Consider the following 15,883-nt stretch of genomic DNA (forward strand, 5'->3'; position numbering starts at 1 on the left):
TTAAAAATGAACGGCCTGGCGCTCCCGGGATTTCGTGGAGGCGGTGCTTCTCCATTGTCCGAAACCTGTCAAGCAGGAGACGTGGACGCAGTCCAACCGAGCACCGATTCCCTCAACCACTCGCGCGCGATCGCCGTGCATCGTGAAGGCCGCTCCAGGGTCGGGAAATGACCACATCCTTCGATCGCTTCGAATCTGGCATGTGGCATCACGTCGGCGATACGTCGGCCAACGTCGACGGGTACGAAACGGTCCGCCGCGCCCCAGATGAGCAACGTAGGAACCTTGCTCGACGCAAGCGTCGCCCAATGATCCGAGCGTGTCAGCGTGGCGTCGGACTGCCTGGCAAACAAATCCGCTCCGGCATCGCGGGCCATCTGCACGAATGCGGCCCGTGACGCGCCGTCGTGCGCCGGAATCGCCCGCTCGGCGAACTCCGCAATCACCCGCTCGTGCTCTCCGGCGCGAATTCGCCGGCTGGTGGCACGAACGGCGTCCGGATCCGGATGAGCGCCCGGCTGACAATTCATCAGCCAGAGTCCACGAACGCGATCCGGCGCTCGCGCGAGCACTTCCATTGCGAGACACCCGCCGTATGCCGTGCCGGCAAGAATGAACGCACCGCTTGTCGATGCCAGGAGCTGCTCGGCACTCTCGGCGAATGTTGCATGCGCGAGTATCTTCACGGTCGGTGAAGCAAGATCCTTCAGCGCTTCGATCTGATCGGCGTACATGCGGCCGTCGCACGGCATCGCCGGTAGAAATATGAGTGGTAGCAACATCAGAATGATTCAGACGGGTAGTGGATCGCGTTTCGAAACCATCCAACGTAATCTCGGCCGACTTCAAGTTTCCAAGTCCAGGCTCATCAGCAAAGACCTGCACTGTGCAGAAGAAAATCGGCTTCACTGTACATTTGATCCCGCTTCTACCTAAAACACAATGCCCGTCAGGCTCAGGATCATAAATTCCGGATGGGCCTTCTGCACGCCATACGCCGGCATAAAGACGATCAAGGAAATCCGGCCCGCTCAACGCATCGTGGCGGCGATAAAAACTGGACGCCAACGCCATGAATACATCCGCTGACCCGCTTCCGTCTTCGCTCGCCGCCGCCACATTCATTCCATTCCTCCTCGCGAGCATCGCACTTGCCGCCGCCTACGGAGCCAGCTTCCTCCTCTCCGAGCATCTGCGTCAAAGCGGCCTGGACTCGTCAATGGCAGGCGCGGTGATCTCGACCGGCATCCTCACCATGATCGTCAGCTCCCTCGTCGCGGGATGGATAGCACACCGAATCGGCTTGATGTCGACAATCGTGGCGGCCGCTGCCGTCATGGCGCTTTCCATGCTCGCGTTCAGCCTGGCAGCGCACGATTTGAGGATCGCGTTCATCGGCGGCCTGCTTCTGGGAATGGGATGGTCGGCCTTTTACATACTCGCGCCGCTTCAGATCACTCATCACCTCCGGCCCTCCGCGCGGATCAAATACCTGACATTGCTCTCGGGCGGTCAAATGGTCGGGCTGGGTCTCGCGTCACCGGTCGGCCATTTCGTCGCCAACCGCTTCGGGTCGTATTCGATCGTCTACGCAGGCCTGGCGTGTCTCTGCGTGATTGCCGCCATCGCATTCTCGATCGTCCGACAACGGACGGAACGCACACCCAATCCGCAGGCCGATGCAACCGGCCTGACAGTGGCGCGGGTGGCCGAGATCCTGCGCCATGTCACCCGGCTGCCGATCATCATGATCGGACTCGCCGCATGCGTCTTTTCCGCGTTGTCGAATTTTCAGGCGATCTATGCGGAGTCGCGTCACCTGTCACCCGATCTCTTCTTCGTGACCTTCACGTTGACTACCGTCTTCTGCCGATTCACGCTGGCGCAGACGATCAGCCGGTTGCCGGTCCGAAAGCTCGCGTTCACGCTGTTCGCGCTGACGCTCCTGGCGCTGGTTCTCTTCGTGTCGAATCCGGGTAGCGAAATCCTGTACGCGATCGGCTCGTTCGTCTTCGCGATCGGCTACGGACTCAGCTACTCCACCTTGAACGGCATGGCGGTCAATCTCGCCAGCGAAAATGGCCTGTCCGCATCGGCGAGCTCGCAGGTCTTCACGATCGCCTACTTCACGGGCCTGTTCGGGTTTCCGTATGTAGCCGGCGGATTGGTGTCCCACGTCGGGGTGAACGGGATGATCGTCGCGACGATCGCCGTCGTCGGCGTCAACTTGCTGATGCTCACTCACACGAGTCTTCGCCGCGAAAATGCGCAGATCGCGGCGCGCTGACCGCGAACGCGCGATACGGATACAGAGACAGCGCCTACTGCTCCAACCCCACCCCCAGCGGCCGCTGATCGCTCCGCCCGTGATCGTCGACCACCCGCACCGTATAACTGCCGGCCGTCCGCGGCTGCCAGAACAGCGCATCGCCCGGCGCACTGCGCCCGACGAACACATCGTTGACGAACCAGTACAGCGCATGCGCACTCGCATCGGCCGTCGCGTTGAATGCGATGCGCGTCTCCTCCGTACTCTTTACACGCATCGCATACGTACTGCCGCGCAGCGGCGACGTGATGCGCGGCGGATCGCCCTCGACCTGCCCCGCGTCGCGGCAGTCCGCGTTCTGCGGCGGCCGCCGACGCGGTATGCCGGCCTGCGTGAACACCTGCTGCAGATCCGACGGCCAGAATTCGAAAATCTCCGTATGCGTGCGCTTGCCGTCGTATGGCGGACACGCGGCCTTCCCCGTCGCATCGTCGATCACGACCGGCCGTTGCACGGTGCTCACGCGGATCGGCGACGTACCCGGAATGAACCACGTCCAGCCCTGCTGCGGGCACCACTCGTTCGGCAAATCGCCGCTCGCGAGGCAGATCCGCACGCGCTTCAGCTTCGGCGGCACTGCACGCGGCGGCTCGACGAGCGTGCGCTCGGCATTCAGCGCGTCGACGACCTGGAAGAACAGCGGCGCGGCCGCGTCGACGCCGACGAACGCCGTGTTGGTCGAGTTGTCGAAATTGCCGACCCACACGACCAGCACATACGGGCCGAACACGCCGGCCGTCCATGCATCGCGGAACGACCATGACGTGCCGGTCTTCCAGTAGACCGGCACGCTCGACGGCTGCGCACCGCTCGTCTCGTCGGGGCGCAGATGCTGGCGCAGCATGTCCATCGTCATGTAGCTCGCCTCCGCGCTGAGCAGGCGCCGGCCGGGCAGCGCTGGTTCGTCCGTGCGCAGCCGCAGCGGCCGGAACTCGCCGCGATTCGCGAGCATCGCGTAGAGCGCCGCGAGATCCTGCATCGTCACTTCGCCGCCGCCGAGCACGAGCGCGAGCCCGTAGTGCTGCGCGCTCGCGAGCCGGCGCACGCCGGCTTCCTGCAGGAACCGGTACAGATCGGGCGACTTGAGCTGCGACGCGACCCACACGGCCGGTACGTTGCGGCTGCGGTTCAGTGCATCGGTCGCAGTGATTGGCCCGAGGAAATGGCCGTCGAAATTCTCCGGCGCATACGGGCCGAACGCGGTCGGTACGTCGCGCAGCACGGTCTGCGGATGCAGCACGCCCTGGTCGAAGCCGAGCGCATAGATGAACGGCTTGAGCGTCGAGCCGGGTGAACGCCGCGCAAGCGTGCCGTTCACCTGCCCGTCGATCGTGCGATCGAAGAAGTTCGCGGAGCCGACGAGCGCCTTCACGCCCATGTCGCGCGTATCGACGAGGATCGCCGCCGCGTTGCGCACGCCGCGCGTGTCGTTGCGCGCGACATAGCGTGCGATCTGCCGTTCGAGCGTGTGCTGCAGGTCGAGATCGAGCGTCGTCACGAGCCGCGCGTCGGCGTCGCTGTCGTTCGCCGCCGCGCTCGCGGTCGTGCGCCACGCGCTGCGTGCGGCGAGTGCCTGGTCGACCGCATGCGGCGCATCGAACGGCAGCGCGGACAGCGGCCGCATCGCAAGCGGCAACGCGAACAGCGGCTTGAACGACGCATCGCCCGGATGCTTCGTCAGCCAGCGCGCATACAGCCGGTTGCGCGACGCGGCCAGCGCGCGGTTGATTTCATCCTGCCCGCCGCGCACCCGCCGCGCCGGGTCCTGCGGAATCACCGCGAGCGCGAGCGCCTCGGGCAGCGTCAGCGCGTCGGGCATCCGGTCGAAATAGACGACGCTCGCGGTGCCCGCGCCTTCGACGTTGCGGCCGTACGGCGCATCGTTCAGATACGCTTCGAGGATCTGCCGTTTCGAATAGAACAGTTCGAGCTGCACCGCACGCGCAACCTGCTCGAGCTTGCCGGCCGGCGTGCGCGTGTTCAGCCGCCACAGCGAGCGCGCGAGCTGCATCGTCAGCGTCGAGCCGCCCTGCGGATTGCCGCCGCGCACGTACGTGATCCACGCGCCGCGTGCGAGCCCGTACGGGTTGAAACCGGGATGCCACCAGAACCAGCGGTCCTCGTGCAGCATCACGGCTTCGACGAGCTGCGGCGACATCCGGTCCAGCGGCACCCACAGCCGGTAGCGATCGTCCTTCGCCAGCGTGAGCCGCAGCAAGCGGCCTTGTGCGTCGACCACCGCGACCGACGACGGCTTCCAGTCGCGCAGCGGCGGATGCGGCCACAGCCGGCACGCGGCCAGCGCGCCGACCACGAGCAGCACGCCGGCGATCCAGTTCTGCCAGCGATGCAACCAGCGGCCGGCGCCGTGCAGCACGCGCCGGCGCACCGAAACGTCGTCAGCCACGCGCGGGCACTCCTCGCACCCGGCGCGGCCGGTCACGACGTTGCAGCCTCATCGTCATCGCACGCGCTCCACCGTCAACGTCGACCCGCCGGGCGCCTGGGCCTGCAAGCGGCGGTCGTACATCGACTCGCCGTATGCTGGCGGCGCGATGAAGCGGCCCGCGTTGCTGGCCTTGATCCGGTAGACGAACTCGCGCACGTCGGTCGTCGCGGTGCCGTAGATCACCACGCGATCCTCGCGCACGTCCGCGAACTGCGGCTGCCACGTGGAACCCTTCACGCCGATCGGCGAACGCCACGGTGCATCGGCCACCGGTGCCGACGCGCCGCCGTCGCCGTTGCTGTCGCCCTCCTGCGTGTCGGTGACAGGCGGCGGCGCGATGACCGGATCGAAGCCGCCCGGCAGCAGGTCGACGATCGCGATGTTGCCGACGCTTGCCGAGCCCGTCGCACGGATCTTCAGGTGCACGTCGATCTCCTGGCCGACCGTGATCTTGTCGAGCGGCTTGCCGTCCGTGTCGGTGTAGTCGCGCACGATTTCCAGCCCGTTCTTGATCGCCTTCGTCGACGTGCCGCGGTCGTAGCCCGACTGGCTCGTGATCCACCACGCGGGCAGCGAGCTGCCGTTCACGAAGTCGACGCGCGACGCACCGGCCGACCACGTGCCCGAGCGCACGAGGTTCGCCTGGATCGACGACACGTCCTTCGGCGCGGCGCCTGCGCGCACCTCGTCGATCGCGAGCTGGTCGAGCTGGCCCGCGCTCGACGCCGCATACGCATCGAGCGCGAGGATCGTCATCGCCGACGACAGCGTGTTGTAGCGATTGTCGACGAGCGGCGCGGCGAGGTTGTCCATCGCGCGCGGCGACAGCTTGCGCACGCGCTCGGGGAAGTGCTTAGCGATCAGGTACAGCACGCTCGCGTCGCGCGTCAGCGGATCGAGGTAGTAGCCGGTCACGTAGCCGCCGTCGGATGCACGCTTGCGCTCGAGCAGCGCCTGCGGGCCCGCGATCAGCGCCGCGGCCTCCTTGTCCTGCTTCAGCAGCTGGTACGACGCGGCGAGCCATGCGGCTGCGAGATCGTTCTTCCAGTCGTTCGGATACGCATCCTGCAGCCGCTTCTGCACGGCCGCGAGGCTGTTGGTCGTCACGTTGCCCTGGCGCGTCAGCAGATACACCGCGTACGCGCGCTGCCGCAGCAGGTCGAGCGAACCGAGCGCATCGTTCGCCGCGAGCTTCTGCAGATACTGATTACCCGCGTCGAGCATGTCCTTCGGCACCGCGATGCCGCGCTCGCGTGCGTCGAGCAGCACGTGCATCGCATACGCGGATACGAACGGATCGGCGTCGGGTGTCGCGCTCCACAGGCCAAAGCCGCCCTGTGCGTTCTGCCGGCTGCGCAGCACGCCGAGGAACTGCGTGATCGCCGCCGCGTTCGTCGCGTCGGACCCGGCGTCGGTTGCGTGCATCGCGCTCGTCAGCGCCCGCACCGACAGCCACTTCGCCGCGAACACGCGCGGCACGGCCGCACTCACCATCTGCTCGCTGCAGGTGTGCTCGAAGTTGACGAGATACGACGACAACCCTTCGGACAGCACGAGCGGCGCGGTGGAGATACTCGCGTCGCGCGACGCATACGCGTCGTACATCGACCGCAGGTTCGGCACGCTCGCCTTCTTGCCCGGATCGAGGCGTGCGATGTCGAGCTGCGTGCGGAACGCGGCGGCCGGCCGCACCGACACGTCGACACGCTGCTGCGCCCCCTTCGCGCCATAGCGCGCGCCGAACGACAGCGTGCCCGAGCCGAGCGTGTCGGTCGCCTTCACGCGGAACATCGCGACACCCTCGTGCTGCGGTGCGAGCGCGACGTTCTGCGTGGCCGGCCCGATCACCTGCAACTGCGGCCCCGTCTTCAGCGTGACCGCGACCGGCACCGGCTGGTTGCCGACACCCGTCAGGTTGTTCGCGACACCGACGCTGACGTCGGCCTCGTCTCCCGGCGCGAGCGTCGTCGGCACATTCGGCGACAGCACGAAATCGCCGCGCACCGTCGTCGCGCCTTCGAACGTACCGACCAGGTCCGGCGACACCGACACGGCCATCACGCGCAGCTTGCCGTTGAAGTAGTCGGGCACGGTGTAGCTCAGGCGCGTGTCGCCGTTCACGTCGACGATCCCCGACCAGTAGACGACCGGCTTGTCGCGCTTGCGCTTGAACGGGTTCAGCTGGCGGCCGATTGCATCGTCGGCGTCGCCGCCCGGCGCGGCCATCGCCATCAGCTTCTCGAAGTCCGGCAGGATCAGGTCGAGGATCTGCGACGTGCCGACTTCGAGCATCCGCTTGCGGAAGAAGAACTTCAGCGGATCGCCGAGCTTGTAGCGCGCGACCTGCAGGATGCCCTCGTCGACCGCGAACACCACGACTTTCGCGGGTTTCGCCGAATGCACGGTGAAATTCACCGTGTCGCCCGGTTTCACGAGCGCCGGCGCATCGACCGACACCGCGTTGCGGCGCGCGTCGAGGTTCACCGAGAACGGCACGACGCCGTAGCTCAACGGGCTCATGAAGATTTCATCGGACGACGGATCGCGGATGTACTGCACGTTGATGTAGCCGTTGCCTTCGAAGCCGGCCGGCACCGTGATGTGCTGGATCGAGCTCGTCGTGTCCGCATGGAACCATGCGTGCGCATACACCTTGTCGCGCTCGATCGTGATCAGGCCGCTGCCCGCGTAAGGCGCGCGGATCGCGATCTCGACCTGCTCGCCCGGCTTGTAGTCGTGCTTCGCGAGCGTCACCTGCAGTTCCGCGTTGCGGTCGAGCGAACGCGTGACGTTCGCGTCGCCCGTAACCGAATACTCGATCCGGTTCACCGCGGCGCCGGCCGCGTTGCGAATCACGAGCGCATAGCTGCCCGGCTTGTCGGTGCGCAGCGTGAAGTCGAGCCCAGCCGCCGGAATCGCCAGCGGCTTGTCGTCGACCGGTACTTCCTTCAGCCGCGAATCGTATTTGTATGCGCCGGAATCCTGCTTGGTCAGCACCGACACGTAGCGTTCCTCGACGAGCTGCGCACGCAGGTCCTTCACGTCGATCGCCTTCGCGTTCGGATCGATCGCGACGAGCCGCACCGTGCGCGGGCTGCCGCGCTTCACGTAGCCGAGATCGTCGACCGACTTGTAGCCGACGAGCCAGTCGTTGTTCGACACGAGCGCCTGCGCGTTCGCGGCGACGTTGCGCCCGCCCTCCGCTTCATAGGCCTTCGCCTGGAAGTAGAGCTGGTAGGTCGCGTCCGCGTACTTGTCGAGATCGAGGTCGAACTCGGCATGGCCCTTGTCGTCGGTCGTGCCGTCCTGCAGCGTCGTCGTATAGCCCTCCTTCGCGCGGCGGGCATCGAAGAAGTGATAGCCCTGCCAGCTGCGGAACGACGGCCACACCGGGCGCAGCGTCAGCGTCGCCGCGACGCGGCGCTTCTCCGCCGGCGTGCCGAACAGGTTCTGCGCATCGACGATGCCCTTCAGCCCCTTCGGCTTCACCCAGCCTTCGACGACCTGCTGCGACAGCTTCGCGTCGACCTTCATCCGGTCGGGCAGGAACTCCTTCACCTGCACCGTCGCGCTGCCGATCGGCTCCGCACCGGGCTGGCCGTCCTTGACGATGTATAGGTTGACGGTCCACGTGCCGGTCGGCGCCGTTTCGGCCGTCGTATAGCCGAGCTCGGTGAAGCCGGTCGCATCGACCGTCACCGGCTTGCGCTCGACGGTGATCCCGCGCGGGTCGACGATCTCCGCCTGCAGTGGCACGCCGGCCGGGCTGCGCGCCCAGCTCGCCGCCCGCACGATCAGGCCGATGTGGAACGGATCGCCGGGGCGATACAACCCGCGATCCGAGAACAGGTACGCGGACAATTGCCCCTGGCCCGTCGCATTGCGCTCACCGTCGACGTCGAAACGCGAGAAGTCGAGCTGGCGATCGCGGCCGGCCACCGGCAGGAACGACAGGTCGGTGTCCTTCTTCACGACGTACAGCTGCGGCCGCTTCTCGCGGTCGAGCCCCTTGAACGCGGGGAAATGCACGATGCCGTCGGCGCTCGTGGTCTGCGTGAACAGCGCCTGGCCGTTCACCGCGAGCACCGACACGGTTGCGCCCGCAACCGGCTTGCCCGTTCGGATCGACTGGATGAATACGTCCTGACTGCCGTCCAGCGCCTTCTTGACGAGCATCCCGAGATCGGTCACGACGATCAGGCGCGTGTCGCCGAGCGCGTTGTCGCTGTCGTCGCCGTTGCCGCTGCTGTCGCCCGAATCGGCGTTGTCCGACTGATCCTGGCTGCCGTCGCCGGACGATGCATCGCTGTCCTTTGCATCGTCGGCTTTCTTCTTCTCGGCCGCCGGGTCGTACTTCGTCAGGTGCAGCAGGAACACGCCGCGCTTGCCGCCCTTCAGGTACTGGCCGAGATCGATGCCCTCGTAATGCGCCTTGCCGGGGTCGCCGGCCGGGAACGCACGCGTCTGCACGAAGCGCTCGACGATGTGATCCTCGCTGAACGAATACGACAGCTCGGGCCGCGCGTACGTGCCGTTGTTGAAGCTCACGAGGTGCTGGAGCTGGTCGGGCAGCACGCGGCCGATCTCGACCTTCATCCCCGGCAGGTTGCGCGACACGACCGACAGCCGCTTGCTGCCGCTCATCGACAGCAGCGAACCGTCGGCCATGAAGCGCAGCAGCTTCGGATAGTCGGGTACCGTGAACGCGGTCGTCACCGGCTCGGCGAGCAGGTAGCCGCCGGCCGATTTCAGGTTTTCGGCGAACCGCACGAAGATGCGATCGCCCGGCGTCGCGTGATATTTGAAACTTTGCAGCGTCGCGTAGTCGTTCTCCGTCGGTACCACGTCGAGCGCCAGCGGCTTCGACTGTTTCAGCACCGCATCGCTGATGTCGGCGACGTTCCATGCGTACGGCGGATCGTCGTCCGACTGATCGACGCCCGGCTTGCGCTTCGGCAACACCCATGCCTTGGCGCGTGCGGCCAGGTCGGCGCTGCGCACGCCGTCGGATGCCTCCGCGACGAGCACCTGCTCGGGCTCGTAGCGCTCGTTGTCGACGAGCGTCGGCGCGATGTTGTCGATCGACAGGCTGTAGAGCCCCGGCACGTCGACCAATGCATGCAGCACGTCCGGCGTGCCGTTGCCGCCGCGCGCACTCTTCACGCCCTTGTCGACGTCGAGCCGTGCCGCCATCGAGTTGAGCGGTATCTCGACCGACTGCGAGCGGACCCATGCGCTCGTCTTCATCTTGTCGTAGCTGACCGTGTAGCGCAGCGGCGTCGTATTCTTGACATCGCGGCCGACCAGCACGAGGCCGATGCGTTTCTCGAACTCGGCGGGATCGACCGGATAGTTGAAGCGCAACTGCAGCAGCGCCTGCTTCTCCGCCGGATTGTCGGGGTTCTGGTAGAACTCATTGTTGCCGACTGTCGCGGCGAACGCCGGCAGGTCGAAAGCGAAACGGTCGTCGTGCATCAGCACCTGCGGTGCGAACACCCGGTGCACCGCGAAACGCACCTCGACGTGCGCGCCGACCGGCCAGTCGGCGGCCGGCGTGAAGCGCAGCGTCTTGTCGTCGGCCCACTCCCATGCCCCCTTCAGCGCAGGCGTCATCTCGATGCCGTCGCCGGCCGGCTTGCCGACCTGTTCGATCGGCGCCGCCGATTGCGCAAACACGACTTCGAGCGGATGGACGGTGATCTTCGGCTTGTCGGTGTCGTCCACCTCGTAGGTGGTGATCGCCGGCGCCTTCACGGTGAAGCTGACCGTCGCGGGCTCGGGCGGCTTCGGGCGATGCTTGAACCAGTAGCCGCCGTAGCCGAGCGCGGCCGCGAGCAGCACGAGGCCGCCGGCATGCCACGGGCGGCGGCGCACGGCCGCGGCGGTCACGCCCATCCACGCGGGCGCCGTCCACGACACGTCGCCGACCAGCGGCCGCAGCGCGCAGCCGAGCAGCCACCAGACGAAGCCCGCCACGCGAATCGGCAGGAGCAGCAGGAAACGCAGCAAATCCATTGTTATTTCCTTATCAAGGACATGCTGCCTGGTACGGCAACCTTCCCCGAATTGTTATGGGTCTGTGACGGCGCGGCCCGGTTGCGCCGTAATTACTTGGTATGTTCGACCGGATGCTGGGCGCCATTATCGATCAGACCCGAAACGATGGAAATATCGGTGTGCCGGCGCGCCACGCCGCCGGATGACCGGCCGGCCGGGCGGATATCGGTCGCCCGTGGCGCAACCTCTGCACACGGCGGCGCCGCGTTCGCTAGAATGCGCGGCTCGGCAGGATCGAATCGAAATGAAAGGAAACCGCTTGAAACTCCCGTTCGAATGGCAGATCGGGCTGCGCTATGCGCGCGGCGGCCGGCGCTCGGCCGGCGACGGCTTCGTGTCGTTCATTGCCGGCGCCGCGATGGCCGGCATCGCGCTCGGCGTCGCCGCGCTGATCGTCGTGCTGTCGGTGATGAACGGATTCCGGACCGAAGTGCGCGACCGGATGCTGTCGGTGCTCGCGCACGTGGAAATCTTCTCGCCGACGGGCGCGATGCCCGACTGGCGGCTCACCGCGCACGAATCGCTGCAGAATCCGGCGGTACGCGCCGTCGCGCCCTATGTCGACGCACAGGCGCTGCTGACGAACGCGGGCAGCGTGACGGGCGTCGCGCTGCGCGGCATCGATCCGGTGCTCGAGCCGCGTGTGTCCGAGATCGCGCGCAAGCTGAAGACCGGGCGGCTCGACGCGCTCGTGCCGGGCGAGATGGGCATCGTGCTCGGCTCGGCGCTGGCCGACGCGCTGCACGTGAAGATCGGCGACCGCATCACATTCTTCGCGCCCGGCAACACCGCACGCATCGGCGATGCGCTGCCGCGGTTCCGGCAGTTCAACGTGGTCGGCACGTTCGAGTCGGGCCACTACCAGTACGACAGCGCGCTCGCCTACATCCACATCCGCGACGCGCAGACGCTGTTCAACGTGCGTGCGCCGACCGGCATCCGGCTGCGCCTCGACGATCTGCAGCGCGCGCCGGACATCGCACTGGCACTGTCGCGCACGCTGTCGGGCGACCTCTATATCCGCGACTGGACACGGCAGAACCGCACGTGGTTCGAGGCCGAGCGGCTGCAAAAGCGCATGCTGTCGCTGATCCTGATGCTGATCGTCGCGGTCGCCGCGTTCAACCTCGTGTCGTCGCTCGTGATGACCGTCACCCAGAAGCAAGGCGACATCGCGATCCTGCGCACGCTCGGCGCGCCGCCCGGGTCGATCATGAAGATCTTCGCGATCCAGGGGATGACGATCGGCCTCGCCGGCACGCTCGCGGGTGTCGCACTCGGCTGCGCGATCGCGGTGAGCATCCCGTGGGTGCTGCCGGCGATCGAACAGTTGCTCGGCATCCGCTTCCTGACGCCGTCCGTGTACTTCCTCAGCTCGCTGCCGTCGAAGCTCGCGGCGACCGACGTGATCGAGATCGCCGCGGCCGCGTTCCTGATGTCGTGCGTCGCGACGCTCTACCCGAGCTGGCGCGCCGCGCGGGTACGGCCGGCGGAAGCGCTGCGCGACGAATAGGCGCGCGGCGTCCGGCTCCGTGACGCGCGTGGCTACGCGATCTCGTGGAAACCGACGCTGTTGCGGCCGTTCAGGATGTCCTCGAACGCGGCGCCGAAGCCGACGTCGATCAGGCCCGCGCGCCGGCCGTAGGTCTTCTGCCCCAAGTCGTCGACGAAGATCGCCGCACCCGACGACAACTGACGGTCGGTATCCAGCAGCGCCAGCGTGCCGCGCGCGGTGCCGGCCGACGGGTCGAACGTCAGCCGCGTGCCGTCCTGCGTGGTGAAGTGCCCGCCCACCTCCTCGAACTTCCGGTTGCGCGCGACGGACGCGTTGATCTCGCTCATGAAGAGGAAGTCCGCGTCGGCGCGCCGGCTGGCCACCTTGCGATCGTCGTCCGTGAACGCCTCGCCGACGGCGGCCGCGCCCTGCTCCGCGAAATCGACGGCCTGCTGGTGAAACGCGCGCGTCGCGAGCACGAGGCCCGCGTTCGCATTCAGCGTCGACTCCACCCACGCGCGATCGCTTTCCGTCATCGTCTTCGACACGACCTTGATCTGGCCGTTGTCGGTCATGAAGTCGAACTGCACGTCGGCCAGGTCCGGCCGCTTCGCGATGATCTCGTGCAGGCTCGTTGCGAGCTGGCTGGTGACGTCGCGCAGCTTCGTCGACAGGTCGCCCAGCATCGACATCTGCTTCATGCGCGCCGCGTGCATCGCGACCTGATCCAGCGCCCGGATGGTAATCGGCGTGTCCTGCGGTTGCCCGGCCGCCGCGTCCGTCTGCTGGCGCCCGTCGAGCGCAGCCTGCTGCGCCATCTGCACGAGCGAAAAGCCGCTCGCTGCCGCGACTGAAATCGCCATGCCCTCTCTCTCCTTTCAATCTGTTTTTTACCGTTTGCGGACAGATTTCCCGGAAATTCAGACCGATCGTAGGTCCATCACCCCGCACGCCTGAAAACTTTGTTTGACTCGAACTAAAAAAGTTTGACACCGAGATTTCACTGAGATAAGTTTTGCGCAAGCTTCCGGAAAGCATTCCGGCCAGCCCTGCCGACTCGCGTCGCGCTTTCCTGCCGTTGCAGCACCGCCGTTCGCACCATCCCCGCCTCATCGCATCGTGCCGTTCCGTTTCATCTGAAACCTGAAGGAAGATCGGGCATGCCCGCATTTGATTCGCACTCCTGTACTCATTTCGCGCCGCCGGCCTCGCTTCGACCGGGCGGCCCGAATCAGCCGCCGCGCTGACGCTTTCCGGTCGGGGCGACGCAATCGCCCCGACGCTCGCCGGGTCGCGCGATACGTGACGCGCGTCGACACCGGCCGTGACACCCGGGCCTCGCGCCCGGCGCTTTCGAAGGTGCAGTTCCGTTTCATCCGATGCAGCACCCGGCCGGCCCGCAGGGGGCATATCGCGGGCCGTCCGGTTCCAGACAATCACAAGAAGAGGTCGACAATGGACATTCATCGAACCGGATTGCGTCGCGCGTGGCTTCCCGCGCTCGTTGCAGCCGCGACGCTCGCCGCGTGCGGCGGTGACGACGGCGGCAGCGTGGCGGGCGTCTCCGCGCTCGCGCAGGGCAAACAGGAGGAGGCCGCCGCCTCGGCGGCCGACAAGCAGTCGCTCGCCTCACGCATTTCACCGTCCGGCGTCCCGTACGCCAATCCGGCCAGCGGCGGCCGCTACCGGCCCGTGATCGCGAACGGCCAGGTGCAGCCGTCGCTGTCGGGCGGCACGATCGAGGAGAACGCGTGGGTCGACACGCCGGTCGATTCCGACGGCGACGGCACGCGCGACCGCATCCACGTGCGCATCGTGCGCCCGACCGAAACCGCGAACGGCGCGCGCACGCCCGTCATCGTGCTCGCGAGCCCGTACTACGCGGGCCTCGCCGACAGCCCCGACCACAACGTCGACGTCGAACTCGACGGCACGCCGCATTCGGCCGCCACGGCGGCCACGGCAGCGACCGGCGCCTCCGCGCGCATCATGGCCGCCGCGCCGCAGGTGCGGATGCTGCAGCAGGTCGAGGCGGCTGCCGCCGGGCGCTCGTGGATCGAGGGCTACTTCATCCCGCGCGGCTTCACGATCGTCTACGCGGATTCGCTCGGTACCGCCGGTTCGGACGGCTGCCCGACGATCCTCACGCGCGACGAATCGGTCGCGATGGCATCGGTGATCCGCTGGCTCGGCCGCGACGCGACCGCGAAGGACGCGAACGGCAAGACGGTCGTCGCGAACTGGTCGACGGGCCACGTCGGCATGTACGGCGTGTCGTACGACGGCACGCTGCCGAAGATGGTCGCGAGCCTGCGCACGCGCGGGCTCGACGCGATCGTGCCGGTCGCCGGACTGACGAACATGTACGGCTACTACCGCTCGGGCGGCCTCGTGCGTGCGCCGGAAGGCTATCAGGGCGAGGACGTCGACGTGTACATCAAGGCGCTGCTGACGAACGCGCATCCGGAGCGCTGCACGCACCTGATCGACGAAGCGCTGCAGCAGGAAGACCGCAAGACCGGCGACTATTCGCCGTTCTGGGCCGCGCGCGACATTCCCACCGCATACGCGGTCGCGCCGGCGCTCGTCGCCCAGGGGCTCACCGACGACAACGTGCGCGTCGACCAGTCGACGCTGTGGCATCTCGCGATGCGGCGCCAGGGCGTGCCGACGCAGCTGTGGCTGCATCGCCTGAAGCACACCGACCCGACCCGCGTGCCGGCGATGGCCGATGCGTGGACCGCTGAAGTGAACCGCTGGTTTACGCGCTACCTGATCGGTTTCGACAATGGCGTCGAACGCGATCCGCGCGCGGTGATCGAGCAGGCGGACGGCACGCTGCTGAAGGAAGCGGACTGGGCCGCGCGCCACGCCACGCCGGTCACGTACTTCGCGGGCGGCGACGGCGCAGGCACCGGCACGCTGCTGCGGCTGCCGACCGGCGGCCCGCTCGCGCGCTTCACCGACGATGCGCGCATCACCGCGCTCACGCTGGCGAACGCACCGACGGGCGAGAACCGCAGCCGCTTCGAAACCGCGCCGCTCACGGCCGCGACACGCCTGTCCGGTTCAGCGACCGCACGCGTCAGGCTGACCTTCACGGCCGTGGCCAACGTGACGGCCCTGCTGGTCGATCGCGCGCCGGACGGTACGGCGACGATCGTCACGCGGGCGTGGACCGATCCGCGCAACCGCGTGTCGGAGTGGGTCTCGCAGCCGGTTCTGCCCGGCATGCCGTACGACCTGAAGCTGACGTTCATGCCGCGTGACTACAAGCTGGAAGCCGGCCACCGGCTGGGGCTCGTCGTGCTGTCGAGCGACAACGAGGCGACGCTGCGCCCGACGCCGGGCACCGGGCTGACGCTTGACCCGGCCGGTACGTCGGTGACGGTGCCGCTGACGGCGTCCTGAACGTCGGCATGCCCGTCCTGAAGCCGTCCCGAGACGCCAGCGCACCGGCGTCCCGGGATAGCTTCATTCATTCGGTTCCCTTTCCCGATTCTTATGGAAACGGAAGCAACGGCTCTTTAAAACAATAATTCCACGCTTCATC

The 15,883-nt window shown here is 67.0% G+C and carries 7 protein-coding genes; 3 read left to right on the top strand and 4 right to left on the bottom strand.

The window, feature by feature from the left end:
* Nucleotides 1-68: 68 nt before the first annotated feature.
* The gene (locus F3J15_RS04055) at nucleotides 69-782 is read right to left on the bottom strand and encodes an alpha/beta hydrolase (RefSeq protein ID WP_089448252.1); all 714 of its coding nucleotides are present in this window, start codon (nucleotides 780-782) and stop codon (nucleotides 69-71) included.
* Nucleotides 783-1,072: 290 nt separating this feature from the next.
* On the opposite strand from F3J15_RS04055, the gene F3J15_RS04060 reads away from it, so the two are divergent.
* Nucleotides 1,073-2,287 carry an MFS transporter gene (locus tag F3J15_RS04060; RefSeq protein ID WP_166888008.1) on the top strand — a complete coding sequence of 405 codons (1,215 nt, stop codon included), beginning with the start codon at nucleotides 1,073-1,075 and terminating at the stop codon, nucleotides 2,285-2,287.
* Between the two features lie 34 nt (nucleotides 2,288-2,321).
* On the opposite strand, the gene pbpC is transcribed toward F3J15_RS04060, so the two are convergent.
* Nucleotides 2,322-4,736, bottom strand: coding sequence for a penicillin-binding protein 1C (gene pbpC / locus F3J15_RS04065; RefSeq protein ID WP_166888010.1), 2,415 nt, complete (start codon nucleotides 4,734-4,736; stop codon nucleotides 2,322-2,324).
* Nucleotides 4,737-4,790: 54 nt separating this feature from the next.
* Nucleotides 4,791-10,793 carry an MG2 domain-containing protein gene (locus F3J15_RS04070; protein ID WP_166888013.1) on the bottom strand — a complete coding sequence of 2,001 codons (6,003 nt, stop codon included), beginning with the start codon at nucleotides 10,791-10,793 and terminating at the stop codon, nucleotides 4,791-4,793.
* Between the two features lie 301 nt (nucleotides 10,794-11,094).
* On the opposite strand from F3J15_RS04070, the gene F3J15_RS04075 reads away from it, so the two are divergent.
* Nucleotides 11,095-12,348: a lipoprotein-releasing ABC transporter permease subunit gene (locus F3J15_RS04075; protein ID WP_166888015.1), complete on the top strand. Its 1,254-nt coding sequence runs from the start codon at nucleotides 11,095-11,097 to the stop codon at nucleotides 12,346-12,348.
* Nucleotides 12,349-12,380: 32 nt separating this feature from the next.
* On the opposite strand, the gene F3J15_RS04080 is transcribed toward F3J15_RS04075, so the two are convergent.
* Complete coding sequence (locus F3J15_RS04080) at nucleotides 12,381-13,193, bottom strand: hypothetical protein (RefSeq protein WP_166888018.1); 813 nt, start codon at nucleotides 13,191-13,193, stop codon at nucleotides 12,381-12,383.
* Between the two features lie 592 nt (nucleotides 13,194-13,785).
* On the opposite strand from F3J15_RS04080, the gene F3J15_RS04085 reads away from it, so the two are divergent.
* On the top strand, nucleotides 13,786-15,741 hold the full coding sequence (locus F3J15_RS04085) for a Xaa-Pro dipeptidyl-peptidase (protein WP_166888021.1): 1,956 nt from the start codon (nucleotides 13,786-13,788) through the stop codon (nucleotides 15,739-15,741).
* Nucleotides 15,742-15,883: the final 142 nt, after the last annotated feature.

It is taken from the genome of Burkholderia sp. Ap-955 (assembly GCF_011753045.1).
Lineage (GTDB): Bacteria > Pseudomonadota > Gammaproteobacteria > Burkholderiales > Burkholderiaceae > Burkholderia > Burkholderia lata_D.